Here is a 20,624-nt window from a genome sequence, read left to right as displayed (position 1 = left end):
TTTAAAAATTAGAATAAATCTTTTAGCAGATGAAGTCTTTTTTCTATAGATATACCGTATACTCTATTATCATTTTCTTTTACAGAAAGCTCTATTGCTGTATATATGAATTGCGTTGCTTTTTTTAATGCATCTTCTATAGAATAGTCATTTAGTATATATCCTAACAATGCTGATGCAAAAGCATCACCTGTGCCAGGTATTGCTATATTTATTTTATCAAAGTAGCTTGTTATAATATTATTGTTTTTTATATTGTATGCTAAAGAACCAAATTTATTATCTTTTTCTACGCTTGTTACAATTATATTTTCTGATGTTACATTTGATAATTCTTTGACCATTTCTATTACATTTTCTTCTGTGTATTTTTTGCTAGGGTCTTTATCTAAAAGCAAACATAACTCTGTTGTATTAGGTGTTACTATTGTAGCATATTTTAGTATTCTTTTAAGTGATTTTATATGCTTTTCAGTCATAGAAGAATATAACTTACCATTATCTCCTAATATTGGGTCTAATAATATAGTTTTTATTTTGAAATATTCTATTATATCTATAACTATATCTACCTGTTCATCAGATGCAAGCCAGCCTATATATAAAGCATCAAACTTTGCTTCTCTCTTTTTTAACTCATTTACTATTTGTTTTAATTGTGCTGTTAAATCAAAAGCACAAAAAGATTCAAAAGCAGTATGATTTGAAAGTAATACTGTTATTAGGGGAGATACTTTTATACCAAAGGCAGAAAGAACAGGTATATTAACTGTTAAAGAAGCTTTTCCATAAGAACATATATCGTTAATAAGAAGTACGTTGCAATCTTTCATTATTATTTCTTTTAATTAAAATGTTTATAATTTTATTCTTTAAATATAATTAAGCTATCTTCATCAGATAATACTTTAAAACCAGATATTTGAGCATAATATGCAAACTCTTTTAATGTTAAACCATATCTATCATCTATCTCGTCTTTAGTTATTTTAAATTTTTTACTTCCACGCATAAATGCAGATAATTCAAAACTATCTTTTCCAAATTTTCTTTCTATTTCAACAAGAAAAGGATTTTTGCTTGCTTTTTTCATTAAATATTTCTCCAAGATAACCTAGCAAAATAATATCATATATTTTTTATTTTATCAATGATAATTTGATAATTTTATTAAAAAACTTTATTTGTTAAAATATCAAAAATACTATTTTGAACGCTCTTTTCTTATCAAATTTATAGTTTTAAGTGTATGCGGATCATAATAAACTGCTATTTTTTTATTTTTGCTAAATACTATTTTATGTTCTTTGTTATTGCTAGTACTATTATTTTCGTATTGATACATTATTAATTCATTACCTTGAAGTAATGCTGTTCCATTAATATAGCTATATCCTCCATTAGGAAGTTTGGTGCCTATATATACATAATTATTTTCTATATATAATGTTACAGAATTAGCATAATATTCTCCTACATAATCTGTGAGTAAATCTGAGCGTTTTAAAGTTTCTAGTTCATTATTTATAACATCATTTATTAATACACTTCCTTCTACTATTCTATCACCTTTTAGTATATAATTTTTTTCTATTTTTTTTGCTCCTTCAGTATACTTCATTATTAGTATATTATTTTTTAAACTAAACTCTGGATTTAAGTTTTTTATACTAGCATCAGCGTATATTTGTCCTTGTTCATTTATAGAAAACAAATATTTTTTTGATAGTTTACTTAGTTCATTAACCCATATATAATAACTTCCAGAATATGTTTTTATTTCATTTATGGTTCCTACTAATTCAGTTAGAGAAGTAGAAAAGCTTTCTTTGTTATATACATTTTTTACTACTAGTTGTCATGTAAGTGTCGTAGAAATCAAATACTTCGACTCTTGAGTTTTTTTCATTAATATCACCAGATAATTCATTTCCAATTATTTCTATTTGTAATTTATTTAAAAATAATGTTTTTACTCCAAATTTTTGTGATACTTTTTCATCATATACAATTCCGTTTTCAACTATTACTTTTATTATTCTATTAGTAATATTATTGTTATCTATAGTTTCTAAATAATATCTTCCGCTATATTTTTTTAAATAATCAGATATTTTTACTGGATCAGTTATTATATCATCAGCAACAGGAGGTTTTTCTACAATTATTTCGTCTATTACAGTTCCATCTCCTATATCAATATTTGTATTTGGGCTTGTAGTAGAGTTGGCACAAGAAATAATAAATAATGTTATGAAAACTAATATAATTTTATTCATAAAACACTCCATTATATATTATTTTATTAATATAATTTGATAATTTTATATATATAAGTCTATATAAAATTATCAAAAAATCAACGTACTATATATTGTTTTTAGTATATTTAGTGTTTTTTTATGAATTTTTTTAGTCTTATTTATTTAATATAACAATGCCTCCATTATCCGGCTTTGTATATGTAACTTTATTATTATCAAATACGAATTTATGTTCTTTTGTAGGGTACTTAGATGAGTACTGATAAAGAATTAAAGTATTGCCTTTCATAACAGGAGTAAATGTGTCATATCTAGTAAGAGTGCTTAATGTTATTTTATCTGAAGCTACAGTTAAAGTTATAGTAGTAGTTCCGTCTTTTCCTGTGTATGTACCATTATATGGAGTAAATAAATCATATCTTGTTAAAGCTTCATATTGTAACTGATCATTTATCCAAGAATTTCCAAAAATTAATTTATCATCATAAAAATGTAATTCTTGTTTTATTTTAGTTCCTCCTACTTTAGTATATGTAATAGTAAGTACCTCATTTTTTATAGATGCAGTTGAATATGTTATACTTAAATTATCATCTATATATATTTGTCCGCTTGTATCAATTAATATATAATATTTTTTAGTATCATCATAATCATAATAATAGTAATCTCCGCTATATTGTTTTAATTCTTCAATAGCTTCTCCTATTTTATAATTATATCCTTGTTTAGCAGCATAAGTCTCTTTATGAAATATTGCATTTGCAAATAAGTATATGTTTTGATTGGTTGCAAAATTAAAAGTGAACATTTCGTCATTTTTATCATAACCGCTTCCTCTTGTGGTTTTTCCTGGTATGTATATTTGCAATTTAGTACCAAATAATGTTCTTGTGCCAGTTACTTCTTTACCGTATCCTGTATATATTTTATCATTTTCTATAATGTATCTTAAATCAAGGCTTTCATCTTCATATTTTGAATAATATATTCCATTATGTTCTTCTATAAAAGAAGATATTTGGGTAGGGTCAGTAATAGCTTTTTCTTTTTCTATCACGCTTCCTCCACCAAAAAGAAGTATAAAATATTCTATATCAAATGGAAATGTTGAATCTGATTTACAAGATATTAAAAATAAATTGATTATTGTTGCTATAATAATTAGTTTTTTGGTCATAATTTGCTCCAAAACTTTATATAAAAAAATGATATAGCTATTGTACAAAAAGTCAATATTTTATATGGCTGTTAGTAAAAAAAAATAAATAAATATGTATTTTAGGAGGTAATTATGAATTAAATATTGTTTTAATTTATTTAATTTTGGCTTATTTTAAAAAAATATTTGTTTAACTATAGGCAATACTTAATTTGAAGGATATAATAACATGTTTATTGACAATGATTTTATTTTGAATCCAAATTATGAAAGCCTTAGTTTAAAAAAAGAAAAAGAAATAGTATCATATTTACTTTCTAATGGTATATCTTTAAATACTGCAAATATTATAACAGATAAACTTTATTATAAGTTTCATAATTTGTATAACATAGTAAACTCTGATGAAAAAGAGCTTTTAAAAATCAAAGGCATCACTTCAAAAAAAGTTTTTATATTAAAAAATATACCAATGCTTTTAGAATGTTTTTTAATTAATAGCTTGAAAAGTGATAGTTTAGACCTTAAAAAGAAGGACTTGATAAATTATCTTATTATAAAGTTTGGAAGACTTAAATTTGAAGCTTTTTCTATAATATGTTTAGATATTAATAAAAGATTAATTTCTATAGAACAAATATTTAGAGGCACTATAGATTCTGCTACTATTTACCCTAGAGATTTAGTTGAAAAAGCATTATCATTAGGCTCTAGTTATGTTATATTATCTCACAATCACCCATCTGGTATAGCAAAACCTTCCAAAGCGGATATTGAAATAACAGAAATAATATATAAAGCATTTTTTATGGTGAATATTAAAGTTTTAGACCATATTATAATAGCTGGAAACATTCATTATAGTTTTAGAGAAAATGGAATATTAGATAAATATAAAGATAGTATAAGTGTAGGAGTTTGATAAATGGATAAGAATAATTTAAAGAAACATTTTTTTAAGAGTATGATATCAGATTGCAAAGATGAAAATAAAAATATTGATAAAGATAATAATGAACTATCTTTTTTGTCTTATATTGGCAGCAGAATAAGAATTGTAAGAAAGTCTCAAAATAGAACTATATCATATATAGCTGATATGGCAAAAATATCTCCAAAATATTTACAAGGAGTTGAGGTTGGAAAGAGAAATATATCTATTACTAATTTAAATAAGATTGCTAAGGTATTAAATATACCTATATCTTTACTTCTTTGTAATGAGGAAGTTTCAGATATTGCTAAAAATGAAAAATTACTATCTATTGCTATGAAATTAAAAGATTATTCTATTGAAGAGTTAGAAAATATGGATAATATTATCAATGATATAAGAAAAATTGAGGAATAATTTTTTAATATTATGCTAACTATATTTAACATTATACCGAAATATTTTATATATTTAAATAAGAACATATATATTTTACATATTATATGTATTTAAGTTTTTAATTATATATGTAAAAATTAGGGGAATTTTATATATGGCTACTAGTGATGCTTTTCTTCAAGATGTTTATCAAAATGCAGTAGATGCTGAAGTTAATAAAAGAAGTCTTACTCTTTCAAATCTTTCTGATAATGCTAAGAGCTATCAGAGAGAAATATCTGCTTATGAAGATTTAAAAAACAGACTAAATATATTAACTACTACATCTAAAGAATTATATGGTTTCCGTTCTCCTTTTAAAAATTATATTGGTAAAGGGGAGGGAGTTCCAGATTATTTTACTGTATCTGCTAACAGACTTGCAAGCACAACTACTTATGATATAGAGATTAAAGAATTAGCAAATAGCCAAAAATTCTCTTCAAAAGCATATAATATGAATGATACTCTTCCTGCTGGTGTTATTAAATTAAAAATAGCAGAAGATGAATATACTATAGATTTTGCAGGCGGTAGTTTAGTTAATTTGCAAAAAACTTTAGAAAAAGCATTCGGCAAAAAAATAAAAACAACAATTACGCAAAAGTCAAAAAATCTTCAAGTTCTCACTATAGATTTAGTTAAAACAGGTTCTAAAAATATAGTAGAAGTTGTAAGCGATGATGCGGGTATATTAAAACAACTTAACATGTTTACAAGAAGACCTTATAGATATTTAGGTCATATATTTAATGAAAGTCTAATAAATAAATGGAAAGATGAATCTGATAATTTAACTACAAATTATATGATAAAGAATGATTTTATTGTATTGAAGGGTGTAAATAAATTATCAATGCCTTTGCATAGAGAGGCTGAAGCTAATGAAAACATTACTATTTCAATTACAGCAAGAGCATCTGACACTTTAGATGATGTTGAAGAAGAAGCTCCTATAATGCCTCCTACTGTTGATTTATCTATACCAGATACAGGACTTACTTTCAACAAAATAGATAGTGTAATATATAAAGATGTTGAGCTTTATGGTGAAGGATTATCACCTGCTGATAGTTCTAGAACATTTGAGGATATAAAGAAATATAAAGAAGCACTTGAAGCAGAGAGGGCTGCTAAAAAAGATGTTGAAGCTGAAGCGCCTCAGGCAATAGATGCTACAGGATTTAATTCTGAGATAATAGGAGTTAAATATATTAATAAAGCAGGAGATGAGGTTGAAAAATTCTTTGCCTTGCCTACAATTAGTTCTAGTTGGCAGAGATTAAATATACCTATAGGAAGTCAATTTGAAGAGGGCGATGTTATTACTCAGGTAGTTCTTATAAATAAAAATGAAGGATATAATATTTTTTATAAGGATTTATTAGTTGAGGATATGGGCAGAGAAGAAGATGCTCCAAACTATTTAATATCTGAGGCAACTGATGCTAGAGCCTCTGTTGATGGTATAGATATACTTAGTGAAAGCAATGAGTTTAAAGATGTTGTAGATGGTCTTAATATCACAGCTTTAAAACCTACACCAGAAGCATTTGCTACTACAATAGAAGTGGATAAAGAGGGCGTAGTAGATGCTATAGTTAATTTTGTGAGTGCTTATAATGATGTTATAGATTTGCTTAATGACACTACTCATACACCTTTAAATAAAGATGTAATGGATAGTTTAGAGACTATGAACAGAACTGATATGATAGATTTGGCAAATACATTGGGAGTTACTTTTGACCCTGAACTTACTGATACTGCTTTAAGAAAAAAATTATATTATATTGGTGTATTTAGCGGTAATACATTAGTTAATAATATATCACAAAGAATGAAATCTATTATAGCTGCTTCTTATGAAACAGAATATGGTGAAGAGTTAGCTTTATTAGACCAAATTGGTATTAATAGGGGTAATGCTGGTGAGGATTGGTCTGTAGTTAAAAAGGGATATTTACAGATAGATGAAGAGAAGTTTATGAATAAGATAGAAACTCAGATGGACGGTATAGAAGAGCTGTTTGCTAATGATACTTCAGGAGATGATATACCAGACACTGGAGTTGCTTATGCTATGAATGATTTTGTAACTCCTTATTCACAGACTAGGGGAATAGTTGAAAATAGTATTGCTATGACCAAAAGCCGTCTTGATGATAATAAAAAACGTATGGATGCTGAAAGAGATAGAATAGAAGAATATAGACAGCAGAGATTAGCTTCTTATTATAGAATGCAGTCAGAATTACAACAGGCTGAACGTGAGAGAAAAAGACTTGAGTCTATGCAAAACCAAAATAATGGCGGCAATTAACTTTTTTTAATATTGCTTCCTATTTCGCATATAAATATTGCTGATATTATAAATAAGCCTCCTAAAATTGTTTTTAGATTAATAGCATCTTGCATAAATATAATACCGCATAAAGCTCCTAAAAAAGATTCTAAACTTAATATTATACCAGTTTTATGAGGAGATACATATTTTTGTGAAACAGTTTGAAGCAAATAAGCCATTGCAGTAGCTCCTATTGCTAAATACAAAAATGAATATATAGTTTCATTAGAAAGAGCTGAAATATTTAAAGGTGTTCTAGTTATAAAACCTAGTATTAATGATATGCTTCCTGCAATCAATAATTGTAAAGAAGCCATTTTTATACCATTAACTTTTGATATTACAGCATCTATTAATACCAAGTGAATAGCAAAGGCTACAGCACATAATATTGCAAACAAATCTCCAACTTTTATATTTTTTATGCCGTCTACTGATGTAAGCAAATATAAACCTATTAATGTTATAAGTGCTGCGATAAATGCTGCTGCATGAGGTTTCTTTTTATATACTATCCAAGTAAAAAAAAGGCACCAATATAACATAGGCTCCAGTAAAGAATGCTATTTTTGATGCTGTTATAAATTGAGCACTAATAGTCTGAAGCCAAAAACCAAAAAATAAAGTTATGCCGATAGGGAGTGTTAATAAAATATCTCTTTTAGTGATAGTTTTTGTAATTTTAAAAAATATTAAAAATAAAAATATTCCGCCTATAAAGTTTCTAAATCCCACAAGATAAAAAGGTGCCAGTTCATTTACAACAACTTTTACAGCAACAAAACTATATCCCCATATTAATGCAGTTAAAAAAAGTCCAATACTTCCTAATTTTTCTTTATTATTTTTATCTATCATAAAAGTCCTAATATATTATTTTTGTGATTTGTGATTAAAAAATATTTATTTATAATTTACTTTGAATAAAATCTATTATTTTTTTATTTCCTTTTTCTTTTGCTAGATTATACTCTTCTTGAAAATTATAATTTGCATAATTGATTTTATAAAAGTTTATAATTAATTCGCATATTTCAAAGTTATTTTTTATTATAGCAATCTCTAAAGCAGTACGGCATTGAGAGTTCTTTTCTTTAATACAAGCACCTTTAGAAAGCAAATAATCAACTACTTCTATTTTTTCATTATCAGCAGCTATTATTAATGCTGTCTCATTATTTTTACTTTTTTCTGCCAATATATTAGGGTATATTTTTAATGTATATTCAATAATATCCATATATCCCTTTGCACAGGCAAACATAAAAGGATTCCAACCGTTTTTATCTTTTTCTTTTATATCCATTCCCTTTTGTATTAAATACTTAACAGATTTTAAATTATCATATATTACAGCCCACATTAAAAGGCTAATATTTTCTTTTTTATTTTTTAAAGTTAATCCATTATCTAATAAAAGTTCAATAATTGTTATATTACCGCTCATAGCAGCATGAGTAAGTGCATTTCTGCCTAAATTATCTACTAATTTAATACTAGCTTTATTATCCAAAAGTTTTTTTACTATTTCAATATCTCCCACACTAGCAGCATACATTAAAGGAGTTATATCATCATCATCAGGCATATTAATATCAACATTATACTTAATTAAAAGTTCTATAATATCTTTATTAGAAGTTTCTATAGCATATATTAAAGCAGATTTTCCATCATCAGATATTCCATTAGGTGATATGCCGTTCATAAGTAAATATTCAACCACATTTTTATGCCCGCCAGAAGAGGCAAGAGCTATGGCTTTAGGAGCATCTTTTTTAGAAGTATCAAAAAAATACCTAACAATATCTAAATGCCCATTATGTGCTGCAGATATAAAAGCACTAGAAAATATATTCTCTTTTCTATCGTCTTTTAATTTTGAATGTATATAATGAACAAGTGATAAATTTCCGCTAATAGAAGCTATTGTTAAAGCGTATCTTGGTATTTCTAGGTCTTGTTTATTTAATATATATTCTACTATTTCTATATTTCCGCTAGATATTGCATAATGCAGTACATTCTCTTCATATATGTCGCATTCATCAAGTTTAGCACCATTATCAACTAAAAATTTTACAGCTTCATAATTTGAAAGTTGGCAAGAATACATAATTGGAGTGATATGCAAATCTGTTTTAGCATTGATATCAGCTTTATTTTCTACTAATAATTTTATTATATCAGTATAATTAGCAGAAGAAGCATAATGCAAAGCTGTTGTATTGTTAACATCTTTTTTGTTAACATCAGCCTTATTTTCTATAAGGAGTTTTACTACATCATAATGACCATTAGCAGCTGCACTCATTAAAGGAGTTATAAATAATTTGTCTGCTTTATTTATATCAGCACCTGCTTTTATAAGCATTTCTACTATTTTTGCATAACCAAATTTAGCAGCATGCATTAAAGGAGTAAGTCCTAATACATTTTCTAAATTAATATTTATATCTTTATTTTTTAATAAAATTTCTAAAGCAAGAATATCATTATTAGCTGAAGCTTCATGTAATTCTATTTCTATTTCTCTCATCATAAATGAATATACCTTTTATTATTTCATTATATTATATAATATATTATAAAAACATCAAATTAATATTTTTTATTTAGCTAATATATAAAAAACTATAGTAGCTATAGAACAATATATCCCCGCACCAGCAATATCGCATATAGAAGTTAATACAGGAGCACCGCTTATAGCAGGGTCTAATTTGCATTTAGTTAATATGAAAGGTAAAGTTAAGCCAATAATACTTCCAATAAAAACTATGCTAAACATAGATATGCTAACTATTACAGCTATTTCAAATCCTCCTCTTATAACACCAAGTATACTAGCTCCCAATGCCATACTTAATCCTAATATAGAAGAAACCAATACTTCTTTTGAAAGTAAATATACCCAATCCTTTAATACAACATCTCCTATAGCAAGAGAACGTATAACTAAAGTTGCAGATTGACTTCCAGCATTACCACCGCTTCCTATCAATAGAGGGAGGAAGGCAACTAATACTATATGCTTCTGTAATGTGTTTTGAAATATGCTTATAACTCCGCCTGAAAATAAATTAACAAATACTAAAGCTAAAAGCCATAATATTCTTTTTTTATACATTGTAAATATTGGAGTAATTTTTAGATTATCATCAAATTGATTGTCATCGGAAGTAATACCTGCCATCTTGTGGAAATCTTCTGTATATTCTTCTTCAGCAATGTCTAATATATCATCTACAGTTACAATTCCAACCATAGAATGTTTATTGTCTATAACTGCCAATGAATGGAGATTATATTTTTTTATAATTTCTATTGCATTTTCTTTATCTTCATATGCTAATATATACGGACAATTATTAACTATATCTCCTATAAGCATTTTTTGTCCGCTAAAAAATAATTGTCTTAAAGCAATAGAGCCTATTAAAGTTCTTTTATTATCTAATACATATATTGTAGTATAAGTTTCAGCATCTTCTATATTGCTTCTAACATATTCAAAAGCTTCTTCAACTGTCCAATCAGGTTTTATGCTTATGTATTCCGGCGTCATCATACGTCCGATACTTCCTTCTGGATATGACAACAGTAAAGAAGCAATTTCTCTATCTTCACTTCCAAGTAATTTTAATATATTTTTAGACATTTCTTCATCTATAGATTCTAAAAATGAAGTTCTGTCATCTGGACTAATATTCTCAAGTAATTCTTTTTTTTTCATCATCAGTCATACTTTCTATAATATGCTCTTGATCTATAGAAACTAATTCTGGAAAAACTTTTATAGAATATTCTTTTGGAAGAGTTTTAAATATATTTATTTTATCTTCATTTTTTTTTATAGAAGTAATTAAATCTGCAGTTTCTGCTTCCTGCCAGAGAGATAGTATTTCACTAATATCTTCCCACTGATTTTGTTCTATTAGGTCTTCTATTTCAGGCAATAATAATTCTTTTAGCATATTTACTTTTCCAATTATTATTAATTAATAGTCGCTAGAACCAACTAAATAAAGACCAACTTGAAAACCAAAATCAAATGAAGATATATTATATCTTGAATAGTTTGGTATTTTTTGATTTATATTAAAATCATAATTAAAATATAGTCCAGCTGCCAATGCTGAAAAACTATTTAAGTAATATCTAAAATCTATTGTGAATTTTATATATGGTATATATGCATTATAAAAGTTTTCTTTAATTTTATCATAGTTGTAAGTAATTTTATTATTTGCATTTTGTATATTTGCCTGAAGCGGTAATTTTACTCCAGAACCTATTCCTAGAGATAAAAATAAAATAGATACTCTTGCCATTCCTCCAAGATTTAAAGTGTCAAAATTATATGAAACAAGGTTTCCATTATTAGCAGTATCTCTAAAGTTGTAAGAGCTTCTATAATATCCAATATCAGCGAGTACATCTACACCAATTAGTCCGGAGAAATCATAAAAATATCCTGGCTGAAGCAGTACTCCAAAATCAAAAGCTCCAGAAGATTTTAATGTATCAATTTTTTTACCGTCAGAATTTCTTATATCTGTAAAACCAAAGCTTCCAGTAAGAGGTACAAATAAAGCAGCTCCTCCGCCATGTCTTGCAAATGCTGTTGAAGTTAGTAGAAATATTGCACAAAATAATACGAATAATTTTTTCATAAAACACTCTCTCAATAAGAAATTGGCGTATATATTACTATATAATAAAACTATATAATGTCAATTTTTTATTATTAAAAAACTTGTTAAAAATACTAGTTTATAATAGAATAGTGAGAAAATAAATTAATGTTAGTTTTTACCATGAAAAGAATATATATTATTACAATACTTTTTTTAACTTTTCTTTTTTATTATATTCTCAAGATTCAGTATCCAATGATTATAGTTTTACTAACCCTTTTCGTATTTATGATGTTGATAAGTACTATGTTGGCTGGCAGGACCCTAGGGCTTTTATTGGAAGATTGCTTTTTGCTAAAAATTTTGATGTTACTAAAAACTTAATGGCTATGGATAGCAATGCTGATTGGGATTTTAAATCTGTTTCTATTTATATAGAAGGAAGACTTGCTAGTGAAATAATGTTTTATAGAAATCAATATTTTTCTGTAGGTATGGGAGCAGGAATGGATATTTCTATATTAGGAAGAAGCAGCGGATTATTTGATGTTTATGATTTTTCTGGGCAGTTTGCTTTGTTTACAGATTTATGGCTTCAAAATATAGCTGGTATTAACATGAAGATAAGGTTTATTCCTGTATATCATCAATCTACGCATTTAGTTGATGGATTTAAAGGGGATTATAAGATTAGAAGCGGAAGCAGTTATGAGTTTGCTTCGCTTGCTGCATACTATTATATAAAAAACTTTACTGTGTATTTAGGAGCAGAATTATCTTATAATGCTGTAGGAAATAGTCCTCAGCTTTTTAGAGTGCATACTGGATTGGATTATAGACTACCTATTTATAAAGATATTATTAATTTTATAGCTGGTATAAATGGCGGAGCTATACTTGATAAAAAAGATAGGCTAGGACTTATAAAAGAGCCTTGGCATGGATATGTTAATGTTGGGGTAGGTATAGAGTTCTATAGATTTACTGTGGCTTTGAAATATGGATTTGGAAAGCCTAGAGGAGCTTCTAGTTATTTTGGATATGAGAATAAAATAGGGTTAGAGATAAGTTTACTTTTCTAATATTATATTTAAGATTTAAATAAATAAAAAGCAGAGAATTTTTTATTCCCTGCTTTTTTTATAATTTATTTTTATATATTTATTTTAATGCTTTTAGAGGCTCAACATATTCTATACCAAATGCATCAGCAACACCTTTGAAAGTACATTTTCCATCATAAGTGTTTAGTCCTGTAAGAAGAGTATTATTAGTTTTACAAATTTCTTCTAAACCTTGATTTGCTAACATAACGCCATAATGTGTTGTAGCATTGGTTAATGCTATTGTAGAAGTTCTTGGTACAGCTCCAGGCATATTAGCAACACAATAATGCACAACATCATCTAATATATATATAGGGTCATCATGTGTAGTAGCTTTTGAAGTTTCAAAACAGCCGCCTTGGTCTATTGCAACATCCACTATAACAGCACCTTTTTTCATCATTTTTAAATGTTCTTTTCTAAGAAGTTTAGGAGCTTTTGCACCAGGTATTAATACGCTTCCTATAACAACATCAGCAGTTTTAAATAAAGTTTCTAAAGTAGAAGGAGCACTGAAATATGTATTTATTCTCATATTAAATAATTGGTCTATATAAGCTAATCTTGTAAGATTAACATCTGTAATAGATACATTAGCACCCATTCCCATAGCTATCTGTGCAGCATTAAGTCCTACAACTCCAGCTCCAAGTATTACAACATTTGCCTTTTGTACACCAGGAACTCCGCCCATTAAAATTCCTTCGCCTCCAAATTTCTTTTCAAGATATTTAGCAGCCTCTTGTATAGATAATCTTCCAGCAATAGTACTCATAGGTGCCAAACAAGGTAATTGATTCAAATTATCTTTCATAGTCTCATAAGCAATAGATTTTATTTTTTTCTTCAATAACATATCTGTTAAAGGCTTATCAGCAGCTAAATGCAAATATGTATAAAGTATTTGATTATCTCTAAAATATTCGTATTCGCTTTCTATAGGTTCTTTTACTTTTATTATCATATCTGCTTCAAATACTCTTTTTTTATCAGCTATCTCAGCACCAGCTTTTTTGTATTCTTCATCTGTGAATCCTGAACCAACTCCAGCTCCATTTTCCATAATTACTTTATGTCCATTTGCAACATAATCAGCAACATTTGAAGGTGTTAAACCAACACGGTATTCTTGATTTTTTATTTCTTTTGGACAGCCTATAAGCATAAAAAACTCCTTTCACAATAAAATAATTTGCCTTAAAAAAAGCACATAAATAATATAGTTATTTTTATATTAGTTGTCAAGAAGTTCAATAAAAAATATTAAATCTTTATTTGTTTGTTTTATTGCTTGTTTTAATGTTCTTTTAATGTTAAGGATATTTTTTATTTTGTGATATATATTATTTGTAATCATTTTTTTATTATTTGTTCGTTTTTGCACTTATTTTGTACTATTAATGCAATTATAACTTGAAAAAATACTTATTTAAGTTATAATTATGCAAAAATATATAATTGGAGTGTATATGAATATTAATAATAATGCCGCTCAATTAAAAAAAGATATTCTTGTAAGAATAACTACGCTTTTTATAGAAGATAGATTAATAGAAGAAATTGATAGAATGCCTATGGAAATTATACCAAGAGACAGTAAATCAATAAGATGTTGTATTTATCATGATAGAGAGATAATAAAAAATAGAATTATTGCAAGACTTGGAATAAGTGTTGAAGGTAAAGAAGATAGCGGTATACCTTTATCAGAATATGCTAAGTTGGCATTAGAAAGAGAGAAACCTACTTGGCCTATGCTTACTGTACTTGATGAGGCTTGTAATGCTTGTGTTAGAGCTAATTTTATGGTTACAGATGCTTGTCAGGCTTGTTTAGCTAGACCTTGTATGATGAACTGTCCTAAAAATGCTATTACTATATTAGATGAGAAAAGGGCTTATATAGACAGCAGTAAATGTATTAACTGCGGATTATGTTTAAAGAACTGTCCTTATCATGCTATTATTTATATACCTGTTCCATGCGAAGAATCTTGTCCTGTTGGTGCTATTAATAAAAACGAGCAGGGTAAAGAAGTCATTGATTATCACAAATGTATATTCTGCGGTAATTGTATGAGGGAATGTCCTTTTAGTGCTATGATGGATAAGGGTCAGCTTTTAGATGTACTTAAACATTTGAAGTTTGATAAAAAAGTTAATGTAATGTATGCTCCTGCTATAGCTTCACAATTTAATGCTAAACCTGGACAATTAAAAAGTGCTTTATTAAAGATAGGATTCCATAAAGTATGGGAAGTTGCTTTGGGTGCTGATGTTACTTCTGATAGAGAAGCTGCTGAATTTGAAGAGAGAATGGAGAGAGGAGATAAGTTAATGACTACTTCTTGCTGTCCTGCTTATGTTAAGGCAGTTAGAAAACATGTACCTGAATTAGTGCCTTGCGTATCTGAAACTAGAACTCCTATGCATTATACTGCTGAAATGATGCATGCTGAAGACCCTGATGCTGTTAATGTATTTATAGGGCCTTGTCTTGCTAAAAGAAGAGAGAGCATTGATGATGATTTAGTAGATTATTGTTTATCTATGGAAGAGCTTGATGCTTTATTTATAGCTACTGGAACTGATGTTTCTAAAGAGCCTGATTTAGATATAGGAGATGTTCCTACTGCTTCTGGAAGAAAATATGCTATGAGCGGTGGAGTTGCTGAGGCTGTTAAAATAAGATTAAAGCACCCTGAAAAATTAAAGGCTGCAGTTATTAATGGTCTTGATAAAGAGGGTATGAAGCAATTAAGAGCTTATGGTAAAGTGCAATCTGGAGAGACTCCTGTTACTGATGATACTCCAAATTTGGTTGAGGTTATGGCTTGTAACGGCGGTTGTGTGGGAGGACCTTGTGTTGTTAAGAACCCTAAAGCAGCTACTGTTTTATTACAGAAATATGCTTCTACTGGTAAAGAATTAAATAAAGAATAAATATTATATTATTGATTATTTAAAGCACATATTATAAAAAAATAATATGTGCTTTTTTATATACTAAAAAATTAAAACACGCTATGCATAGATTCTTTTATGGCATTACCGTTGATGTTTAATTGCTCATCATCAATAGTAATATAACCATTTAAAATTCCTAATGATATATTATTATCTACTTTGGTAACACTTCCAAATGAGTCTTTATTTTCTTTTCCTGTGAGATTAAATACTAAACTAAAACCTAATTCTTTAGAATAAAAATCTATACTGTCTTTGTATTGATGAGATATAAAATTATTGTATATATACCATTTATTTCTATATAATATTTTTATGATTTTTGAGTTTTGAGATTCTGGTTTACTATCATATATAAGTATAGGTATTGGCTTTGTACTATATGAAGAGTATACTAATGCCATTATCATATTATGCATATATCTTGAAGGAATACGACCTACAGTATTGAAAATTAAAATAGAACTTCTTTCATCTATTGTATTATCGCTTCCTGGTACAGTTAAATATCCTTTAGGAATACCAAAATAGAATGCATTATATAATGCTCTGTTTCCCTTCCAATTTATCATAGATGCATTGAAGTTTGTAAACTTAAAACTTATTTCACTATTAATTAAATTATCTATAGATGTCTCTAAATTAATTTTTGTGTTTTCAAAATTAGGTATTTCTAAATTAAAAGAACCTTCTGTTTTTTTAAATTGGCTTCTTATAAAGTTGTCATAAAAATCCAGAAAGTTTTTTTTATCTTCTTTTAGAATAAACTTTTGAGAATCTCCATCTAATATATTAAATGCATTGTATGAAAAATATCTTCTCATGCCATATTTATATAATTTCCAAAATATTATATTGTTATCATGAAATAAACACATATAAATGGATTCTCTCATATTATCATTAATATCTATAGATTTTGGAATATTAGTAAAAGTTCCCGTGTAATATACACCTCTTTTATTCATTATGTTATTATTTTCTATAGAAGGAATATTATTTCTTGCAAAAGATTTATTAGGAACAGTATTATAATTAATATATATAAATAAATATATAGATGATATTACAGCAATTATAATAAAAGCTATTAAAATATATTTTTTTATATAGCTTGCAGAATATTCATAATAATCATCATTTACTATTAAACGTTTTTTTATACGCATAACTCAGCTTCATTTTCCTTTTCAATATCAGCCTTTACTTCTTCTTCACTTCTTTCTTCCACTGAATTATCTAATAATTTATTTAAAGCAAATAAAGCAACTTCCAATTCATCATCTTTTGGTCTTTTAGTAGTTATTTTTTGAAGTAATAGACCAGGCAATATAGCAAGTCTCATTAATGGGAAATTATAAAATATAAAACCTAATTTTAATAATTCATAAGATATTCCAGAAACTATAGGAAGCAAAATTATATTCATTGCAAGTACTGTAAGATTACCTAAAATTTTTGGAGGAGTATATGAGGCATAAATATAAGAATATACAAAATAGCTTGTAAACATATAAAGAAGTATTGAAACAGTTAATACTAAAAACATAAAAGTAGTTCCGCATCTTGGGTGTATAGTTGTATAATCTCTTATATTATTTATATCAGGATTAAGCCCATGTTCATATGCATTAACAACCATATGTTCAGCACCATGATATTCAAATACTCTTCTCACATCGCTAAACAAAGAAATAATAAGTAAATATCCAATAAATATTGCTAATTTTATAACTCCTCTTGTAAGGTTAAATAAAATAACATTTTCTTTTTCATTTATACCTATTAGAGTTGTAATAAAATATGGCAATGCTATAAAAAGTCCAACAGCAAAAGCTAGAGAAACTAACATGCTTAAAGTCATAGCTGCATTTTCTTTTTTACTGCTTTCTTCTTTTGTAAGATTTTTTTTATTTTTTTCTTCTTCTTCGAGTCCTGCAGTATTAGCAGAAAAAACTAAAGTCTTATAACCTAGTTTCATCATATCTACAAAGTTTACAATTCCTCTAAAAAAGAACATTTTGCTTAATTTATTTTTATTATCCTCTATCTTATGTTTTATAAAATCTATTTTTTTATTTGGTTTTCTAACAGCTACAACATAATGAGTTCTATTTCTAAGCATAATGCCTTCTATAACAGCCTGCCCGCCGACACCTTGTTTTATTCTATTTTCATCTAATTTATTATTCATCAATAATTATCCTAAAGTAAATATTTTCGTATATGATATAACAAATATATTATTTTTCAAGTGTGTAAATATGTAAAGTATATTAGAAAAAATATCATTATTGTGAATAGTATTATTTATATTAATATTTTTTTATTTTTTTATTTTTTTTATTGAATATGAAAGGTATTATACTATACTTTAAATGAACTTTAATATAAAAAATAGGAGATTTTAATGTCAAACGAAGAAAAAGTTGTAAAAAACAGTTTTAAGAAGTGGTTCACATTCTGTGTTTTGGTTTTCAGTGGAGGAACAGTATTTAAATTATCATCATTAAAAGATGCATTTTATGTTCCTATGCAAGAGTTTATGAATTTAACTCACACACAAATAGGGTTTGCATTATCTGTTTACGGATTGGTTCAAACTATAGGAAATTTCTTTTCTATCTATATTGCTGATAGATTTTCAAAGAGAATATTAATTCCTGTAGGTCTTATAGGTGTAGGTTTGGTTGGATTATATATGTCTACATTTCCTCCATATTATGGTATATTAATTTCTTGGGGATTATTATCATTATTTGGAGAGGTTATATATTGGCCTGTATTATTAAAGTCTGTAAGGTTATTAGGTGATAGCAGTGAGCAAGGAAGATTGTTCAGTTTCTTAGAAGCTGGAAGAGGTATAGTAGATGTAATAATAGCTTATAGTGCTTTAGGTGTGTTTACATTATTAGGTTCAGGCTCAGCTGGTTTAAGAGGCGGTATAATATTCTTTTCTGCTGCTGTAATATTAGCTGGTATATTATCATACATATTATTAGAAGATGACGTTGTTAAGCTTGAAGATGAAAGCGGCAATAAAGTTTCAAGAGATAAAGTTGCTATACAGGGTGTTATAAAAGCAATAAAAAGTTTGGAGATATGGGTTGTTTCATTAACTATATTTAGTGTATATTCTGTATATTGCGGATTAACTTATTTTATACCTTTCTTAAAAGATATATATAGTATACCTGTAGCTTTAGTAGGTGCTTATGGTGTAATTAACCAATATGGTTTAAAAATAGTAGGCGGACCTATAGGAGGAGTATTATCTGACAAAGTATTTCATTCACCTACAAAATACATAAGATTTGCATTCTTTTTATCAGCTATTGCTATAGTAGGATTTACATTTATACCGCATAGTAAATTTAATCCTTATATAGGTATGGTTTTAACATTAAGTTATGGAGCTATAATATTTTCTATGAGAGCAGTATTTTTTGCTCCTATTGATGAAGTAAAAGTTCCTAGAGAAATTTCTGGAGCTGCTATGTCTATAGCTTGTATATTTGGTTATTCTCCTCAAATGTTTGCTTTTGCATTATACGGAAATATATTAGACAATAATCCTGGTTTTGCAGGATATCGTATAGTATTTTTTATAATGGCAGGTTTTTCTATACTTGGAATATTAATATCTAGTTTACTTTTATCAATGATTAAGAAAAAAGAAAAATTAGGAGTTCAAGCATGAAATTAGGTTTAGAAACTGAAAGCTATCATTTATTCTTTCAAAACAAAAGAATGAATATATTTGATTTTATCAATAAAACTAAAGAACTTGGTTTAGATGGAGTACAAATTAATATTATCAAAGATTATAATTTGGATCCTACTTGGGGTACATTAGAAACAGATGATATTAACCATCTAAAAAAGGTTAGAGATTTATGTGATAAATTGGGTTTATATATAGAAATTGATACTAAAGGTATAGATTTTGAGCATTTGGAAAGAGTTTTAAAAGTAGCTAATATACTTGATGCAGAAGTTGTAAGAACATATATTCCAACTAAAGACCCTATTATATCTGAAGAATCAGGAGCTGGTGGAAAATATGACCCAGCAAAAGTGCGTCAATATTTTGATACTTCAATATATGAGGAAGCTATACCAAAACTAGAAAAAGTTATACCTCTATTGAAAAAATATAGAATAAAAATTGCTCTAGAAAATCATGAATATGAAACCTCTAAAGAATTAGTTTGGGTTATAGAAAAATTATCGAGTCCTTGGATAGGGTTATTATTTGATTTTGGAAACTCTATGATGGCTTGGGAAGACCCTATTGAAGCTGTTAATAATATGGCTCCATACACTTTTTCTACACATGCTAAAGACCATATTATTATAGAAGACCCTGAAGATGTTTATAATTATGTTGTATGTGGGGTTCCTATTGGAGAAGGAAATTTGGATATCAAAAAAATATATGATATTCTTTATAACAAATCTCCATTGAAAAGAATAAATATAGAATCTTGCCACCCATATTGTGCACAATTTAAAAGAGCACCTGGAATTGGAGGAGTAGATAAAGTAGGGGATAGTGCTTTCAAAATACATTCTCATCTTTATCCTTATAATGAGATAAAACCATTAGAATATTATTATCCTCATGAAATATCTAATGAATATTTAGAAAGATTATTGAAAGATCAAGATGAAGGCTTAAAAAGGTCTGTAAAATATTTGAAAGAAATAAGAGATTCTTATTTGAACTAATAAAACTATAAAAAAGGAGAAAAGCTAAACTTAGCA

19 protein-coding genes and 1 pseudogene are annotated in these 20,624 nt (G+C 27.2%); 7 read left to right on the top strand and 13 right to left on the bottom strand.

Annotated features, from left to right (window positions below; translation table 11 throughout):
* Positions 1–8: 8 nt before the first annotated feature.
* The 5 genes from BPP43_RS02775 to BPP43_RS02755 all read right to left on the bottom strand — a co-directional run bounded on the left by BPP43_RS02775 (position 9) and on the right by BPP43_RS02755 (position 3,444).
* Positions 9–833: a pyridoxamine kinase gene (locus BPP43_RS02775; RefSeq protein ID WP_015274096.1), complete on the bottom strand. Its 825-nt coding sequence runs from the start codon at positions 831–833 to the stop codon at positions 9–11.
* Between the two features lie 32 nt (positions 834–865).
* Positions 866–1,093 (bottom strand): hypothetical protein, encoded by a 228-nt coding sequence (locus tag BPP43_RS02770; protein WP_015274095.1) that lies wholly within the window; start codon positions 1,091–1,093, stop codon positions 866–868.
* A 111-nt stretch (positions 1,094–1,204) separates the two neighbouring features.
* Positions 1,205–1,714 (bottom strand): hypothetical protein, encoded by a 510-nt coding sequence (locus BPP43_RS02765; RefSeq protein WP_015274094.1) that lies wholly within the window; start codon positions 1,712–1,714, stop codon positions 1,205–1,207.
* Between the two features lie 118 nt (positions 1,715–1,832).
* Positions 1,833–2,279: a hypothetical protein gene (locus BPP43_RS02760; RefSeq protein WP_015274093.1), complete on the bottom strand. Its 447-nt coding sequence runs from the start codon at positions 2,277–2,279 to the stop codon at positions 1,833–1,835.
* Between the two features lie 139 nt (positions 2,280–2,418).
* Positions 2,419–3,444: a hypothetical protein gene (locus tag BPP43_RS02755; RefSeq protein ID WP_015274092.1), complete on the bottom strand. Its 1,026-nt coding sequence runs from the start codon at positions 3,442–3,444 to the stop codon at positions 2,419–2,421.
* Positions 3,445–3,655: 211 nt separating this feature from the next.
* On the opposite strand from BPP43_RS02755, the gene BPP43_RS02750 reads away from it, so the two are divergent.
* From BPP43_RS02750 to fliD, 3 genes are all read left to right on the top strand, one after another.
* On the top strand, positions 3,656–4,348 hold the full coding sequence (locus BPP43_RS02750; RefSeq protein WP_013242992.1) for a JAB domain-containing protein: 693 nt from the start codon (positions 3,656–3,658) through the stop codon (positions 4,346–4,348).
* Positions 4,349–4,351: 3 nt separating this feature from the next.
* Positions 4,352–4,777, top strand: coding sequence for a helix-turn-helix domain-containing protein (locus BPP43_RS02745; protein WP_013242993.1), 426 nt, complete (start codon positions 4,352–4,354; stop codon positions 4,775–4,777).
* Between the two features lie 136 nt (positions 4,778–4,913).
* Positions 4,914–7,121 carry a flagellar filament capping protein FliD gene (gene fliD, locus BPP43_RS02740; RefSeq protein WP_015274091.1) on the top strand — a complete coding sequence of 736 codons (2,208 nt, stop codon included), beginning with the start codon at positions 4,914–4,916 and terminating at the stop codon, positions 7,119–7,121.
* On the opposite strand, the pseudogene BPP43_RS12635 reads toward fliD, so the two are convergent.
* From BPP43_RS12635 to BPP43_RS02720, 5 genes and pseudogenes are all read right to left on the bottom strand, one after another.
* Positions 7,118–8,003 (bottom strand): annotated as a pseudogene (locus BPP43_RS12635) (DMT family transporter). The gene fliD and the pseudogene BPP43_RS12635 sit on opposite strands and share 4 nt — an antisense overlap.
* 49 nt (positions 8,004–8,052) lie before the next feature.
* Positions 8,053–9,687 carry an ankyrin repeat domain-containing protein gene (locus BPP43_RS02730; RefSeq protein WP_015274090.1) on the bottom strand — a complete coding sequence of 545 codons (1,635 nt, stop codon included), beginning with the start codon at positions 9,685–9,687 and terminating at the stop codon, positions 8,053–8,055.
* Between the two features lie 69 nt (positions 9,688–9,756).
* Positions 9,757–10,884, bottom strand: a complete 1,128-nt coding sequence (mgtE, locus tag BPP43_RS02725; protein WP_252832374.1) for a magnesium transporter — start codon at positions 10,882–10,884, stop codon at positions 9,757–9,759.
* Complete coding sequence (locus BPP43_RS11910; protein WP_252832373.1) at positions 10,859–11,122, bottom strand: magnesium transporter MgtE N-terminal domain-containing protein; 264 nt, start codon at positions 11,120–11,122, stop codon at positions 10,859–10,861. Before BPP43_RS11910 ends, mgtE begins: the two co-directional genes overlap by 26 nt.
* A gap of 24 nt (positions 11,123–11,146) precedes the next feature.
* Positions 11,147–11,821 (bottom strand): hypothetical protein, encoded by a 675-nt coding sequence (locus BPP43_RS02720; protein ID WP_014933211.1) that lies wholly within the window; start codon positions 11,819–11,821, stop codon positions 11,147–11,149.
* Positions 11,822–12,129: 308 nt separating this feature from the next.
* On the opposite strand from BPP43_RS02720, the gene BPP43_RS02715 reads away from it, so the two are divergent.
* The gene (locus tag BPP43_RS02715; protein WP_015274089.1) at positions 12,130–12,867 is read left to right on the top strand and encodes a hypothetical protein; all 738 of its coding nucleotides are present in this window, start codon (positions 12,130–12,132) and stop codon (positions 12,865–12,867) included.
* A gap of 79 nt (positions 12,868–12,946) precedes the next feature.
* Here BPP43_RS02715 and ald read toward each other — a convergent pair whose 3' ends face one another.
* Positions 12,947–14,056 (bottom strand): alanine dehydrogenase, encoded by a 1,110-nt coding sequence (gene ald, locus BPP43_RS02710; protein WP_013243000.1) that lies wholly within the window; start codon positions 14,054–14,056, stop codon positions 12,947–12,949.
* Between the two features lie 304 nt (positions 14,057–14,360).
* Here ald and BPP43_RS02705 point away from each other — a divergent pair, with 304 nt between their 5' ends.
* Positions 14,361–15,833, top strand: coding sequence for a 4Fe-4S dicluster domain-containing protein (locus BPP43_RS02705; protein WP_014935965.1), 1,473 nt, complete (start codon positions 14,361–14,363; stop codon positions 15,831–15,833).
* 71 nt (positions 15,834–15,904) lie between these two features.
* Here the strand turns inward: BPP43_RS02705 and BPP43_RS02700 are convergent, their stop codons facing one another.
* Positions 15,905–17,026: a hypothetical protein gene (locus BPP43_RS02700; protein ID WP_013243003.1), complete on the bottom strand. Its 1,122-nt coding sequence runs from the start codon at positions 17,024–17,026 to the stop codon at positions 15,905–15,907.
* Complete coding sequence (locus BPP43_RS02695) at positions 17,017–18,051, bottom strand: DUF1385 domain-containing protein (RefSeq protein WP_013243004.1); 1,035 nt, start codon at positions 18,049–18,051, stop codon at positions 17,017–17,019. Before BPP43_RS02695 ends, BPP43_RS02700 begins: the two co-directional genes overlap by 10 nt.
* A 216-nt stretch (positions 18,052–18,267) precedes the next feature.
* On the opposite strand from BPP43_RS02695, the gene BPP43_RS02690 reads away from it, so the two are divergent.
* Together BPP43_RS02690 and BPP43_RS02685 are read left to right on the top strand one after the other, a co-directional pair.
* Positions 18,268–19,557, top strand: coding sequence for an MFS transporter (locus BPP43_RS02690; protein WP_013243005.1), 1,290 nt, complete (start codon positions 18,268–18,270; stop codon positions 19,555–19,557).
* On the top strand, positions 19,554–20,588 hold the full coding sequence (locus BPP43_RS02685) for a sugar phosphate isomerase/epimerase family protein (protein ID WP_013243006.1): 1,035 nt from the start codon (positions 19,554–19,556) through the stop codon (positions 20,586–20,588). Before BPP43_RS02690 ends, BPP43_RS02685 begins: the two co-directional genes overlap by 4 nt.
* The last annotated feature ends 36 nt before the right edge of the window (positions 20,589–20,624 follow it).

Source organism: Brachyspira pilosicoli P43/6/78 (assembly GCF_000325665.1).
GTDB lineage: Bacteria > Spirochaetota > Brachyspiria > Brachyspirales > Brachyspiraceae > Brachyspira > Brachyspira pilosicoli.
The sequence above is the reverse complement of the archived record's forward strand: the minus strand, read 5'-3'. Positions and strand labels throughout refer to the sequence as shown.

What these genes read in the sequence shown, in the direction of transcription:
- BPP43_RS02775 (WP_015274096.1), bottom strand. Translation starts at nt 833, where the DNA reads ATGAAAGATTGCAACGTACTTCTTATTAACGATATATGTTCTTATGGA.
- BPP43_RS02770 (WP_015274095.1), bottom strand. Translation starts at nt 1,093, where the DNA reads ATGAAAAAAGCAAGCAAAAATCCTTTTCTTGTTGAAATAGAAAGAAAA.
- BPP43_RS02760 (WP_015274093.1), bottom strand. Translation starts at nt 2,279, where the DNA reads ATGAATAAAATTATATTAGTTTTCATAACATTATTTATTATTTCTTGT.
- BPP43_RS02755 (WP_015274092.1), bottom strand. Translation starts at nt 3,444, where the DNA reads ATGACCAAAAAACTAATTATTATAGCAACAATAATCAATTTATTTTTA.
- BPP43_RS02750 (WP_013242992.1), top strand. Translation starts at nt 3,656, where the DNA reads ATGTTTATTGACAATGATTTTATTTTGAATCCAAATTATGAAAGCCTT.
- BPP43_RS02745 (WP_013242993.1), top strand. Translation starts at nt 4,352, where the DNA reads ATGGATAAGAATAATTTAAAGAAACATTTTTTTAAGAGTATGATATCA.
- fliD (WP_015274091.1), top strand. Translation starts at nt 4,914, where the DNA reads ATGGCTACTAGTGATGCTTTTCTTCAAGATGTTTATCAAAATGCAGTA.
- BPP43_RS02730 (WP_015274090.1), bottom strand. Translation starts at nt 9,687, where the DNA reads ATGATGAGAGAAATAGAAATAGAATTACATGAAGCTTCAGCTAATAAT.
- mgtE (WP_252832374.1), bottom strand. Translation starts at nt 10,884, where the DNA reads ATGATGAAAAAAAAAGAATTACTTGAGAATATTAGTCCAGATGACAGA.
- BPP43_RS11910 (WP_252832373.1), bottom strand. Translation starts at nt 11,122, where the DNA reads ATGCTAAAAGAATTATTATTGCCTGAAATAGAAGACCTAATAGAACAA.
- BPP43_RS02720 (WP_014933211.1), bottom strand. Translation starts at nt 11,821, where the DNA reads ATGAAAAAATTATTCGTATTATTTTGTGCAATATTTCTACTAACTTCA.
- ald (WP_013243000.1), bottom strand. Translation starts at nt 14,056, where the DNA reads ATGCTTATAGGCTGTCCAAAAGAAATAAAAAATCAAGAATACCGTGTT.
- BPP43_RS02705 (WP_014935965.1), top strand. Translation starts at nt 14,361, where the DNA reads ATGAATATTAATAATAATGCCGCTCAATTAAAAAAAGATATTCTTGTA.
- BPP43_RS02700 (WP_013243003.1), bottom strand. Translation starts at nt 17,026, where the DNA reads ATGCGTATAAAAAAACGTTTAATAGTAAATGATGATTATTATGAATAT.
- BPP43_RS02695 (WP_013243004.1), bottom strand. Translation starts at nt 18,051, where the DNA reads ATGAATAATAAATTAGATGAAAATAGAATAAAACAAGGTGTCGGCGGG.
- BPP43_RS02690 (WP_013243005.1), top strand. Translation starts at nt 18,268, where the DNA reads ATGTCAAACGAAGAAAAAGTTGTAAAAAACAGTTTTAAGAAGTGGTTC.
- BPP43_RS02685 (WP_013243006.1), top strand. Translation starts at nt 19,554, where the DNA reads ATGAAATTAGGTTTAGAAACTGAAAGCTATCATTTATTCTTTCAAAAC.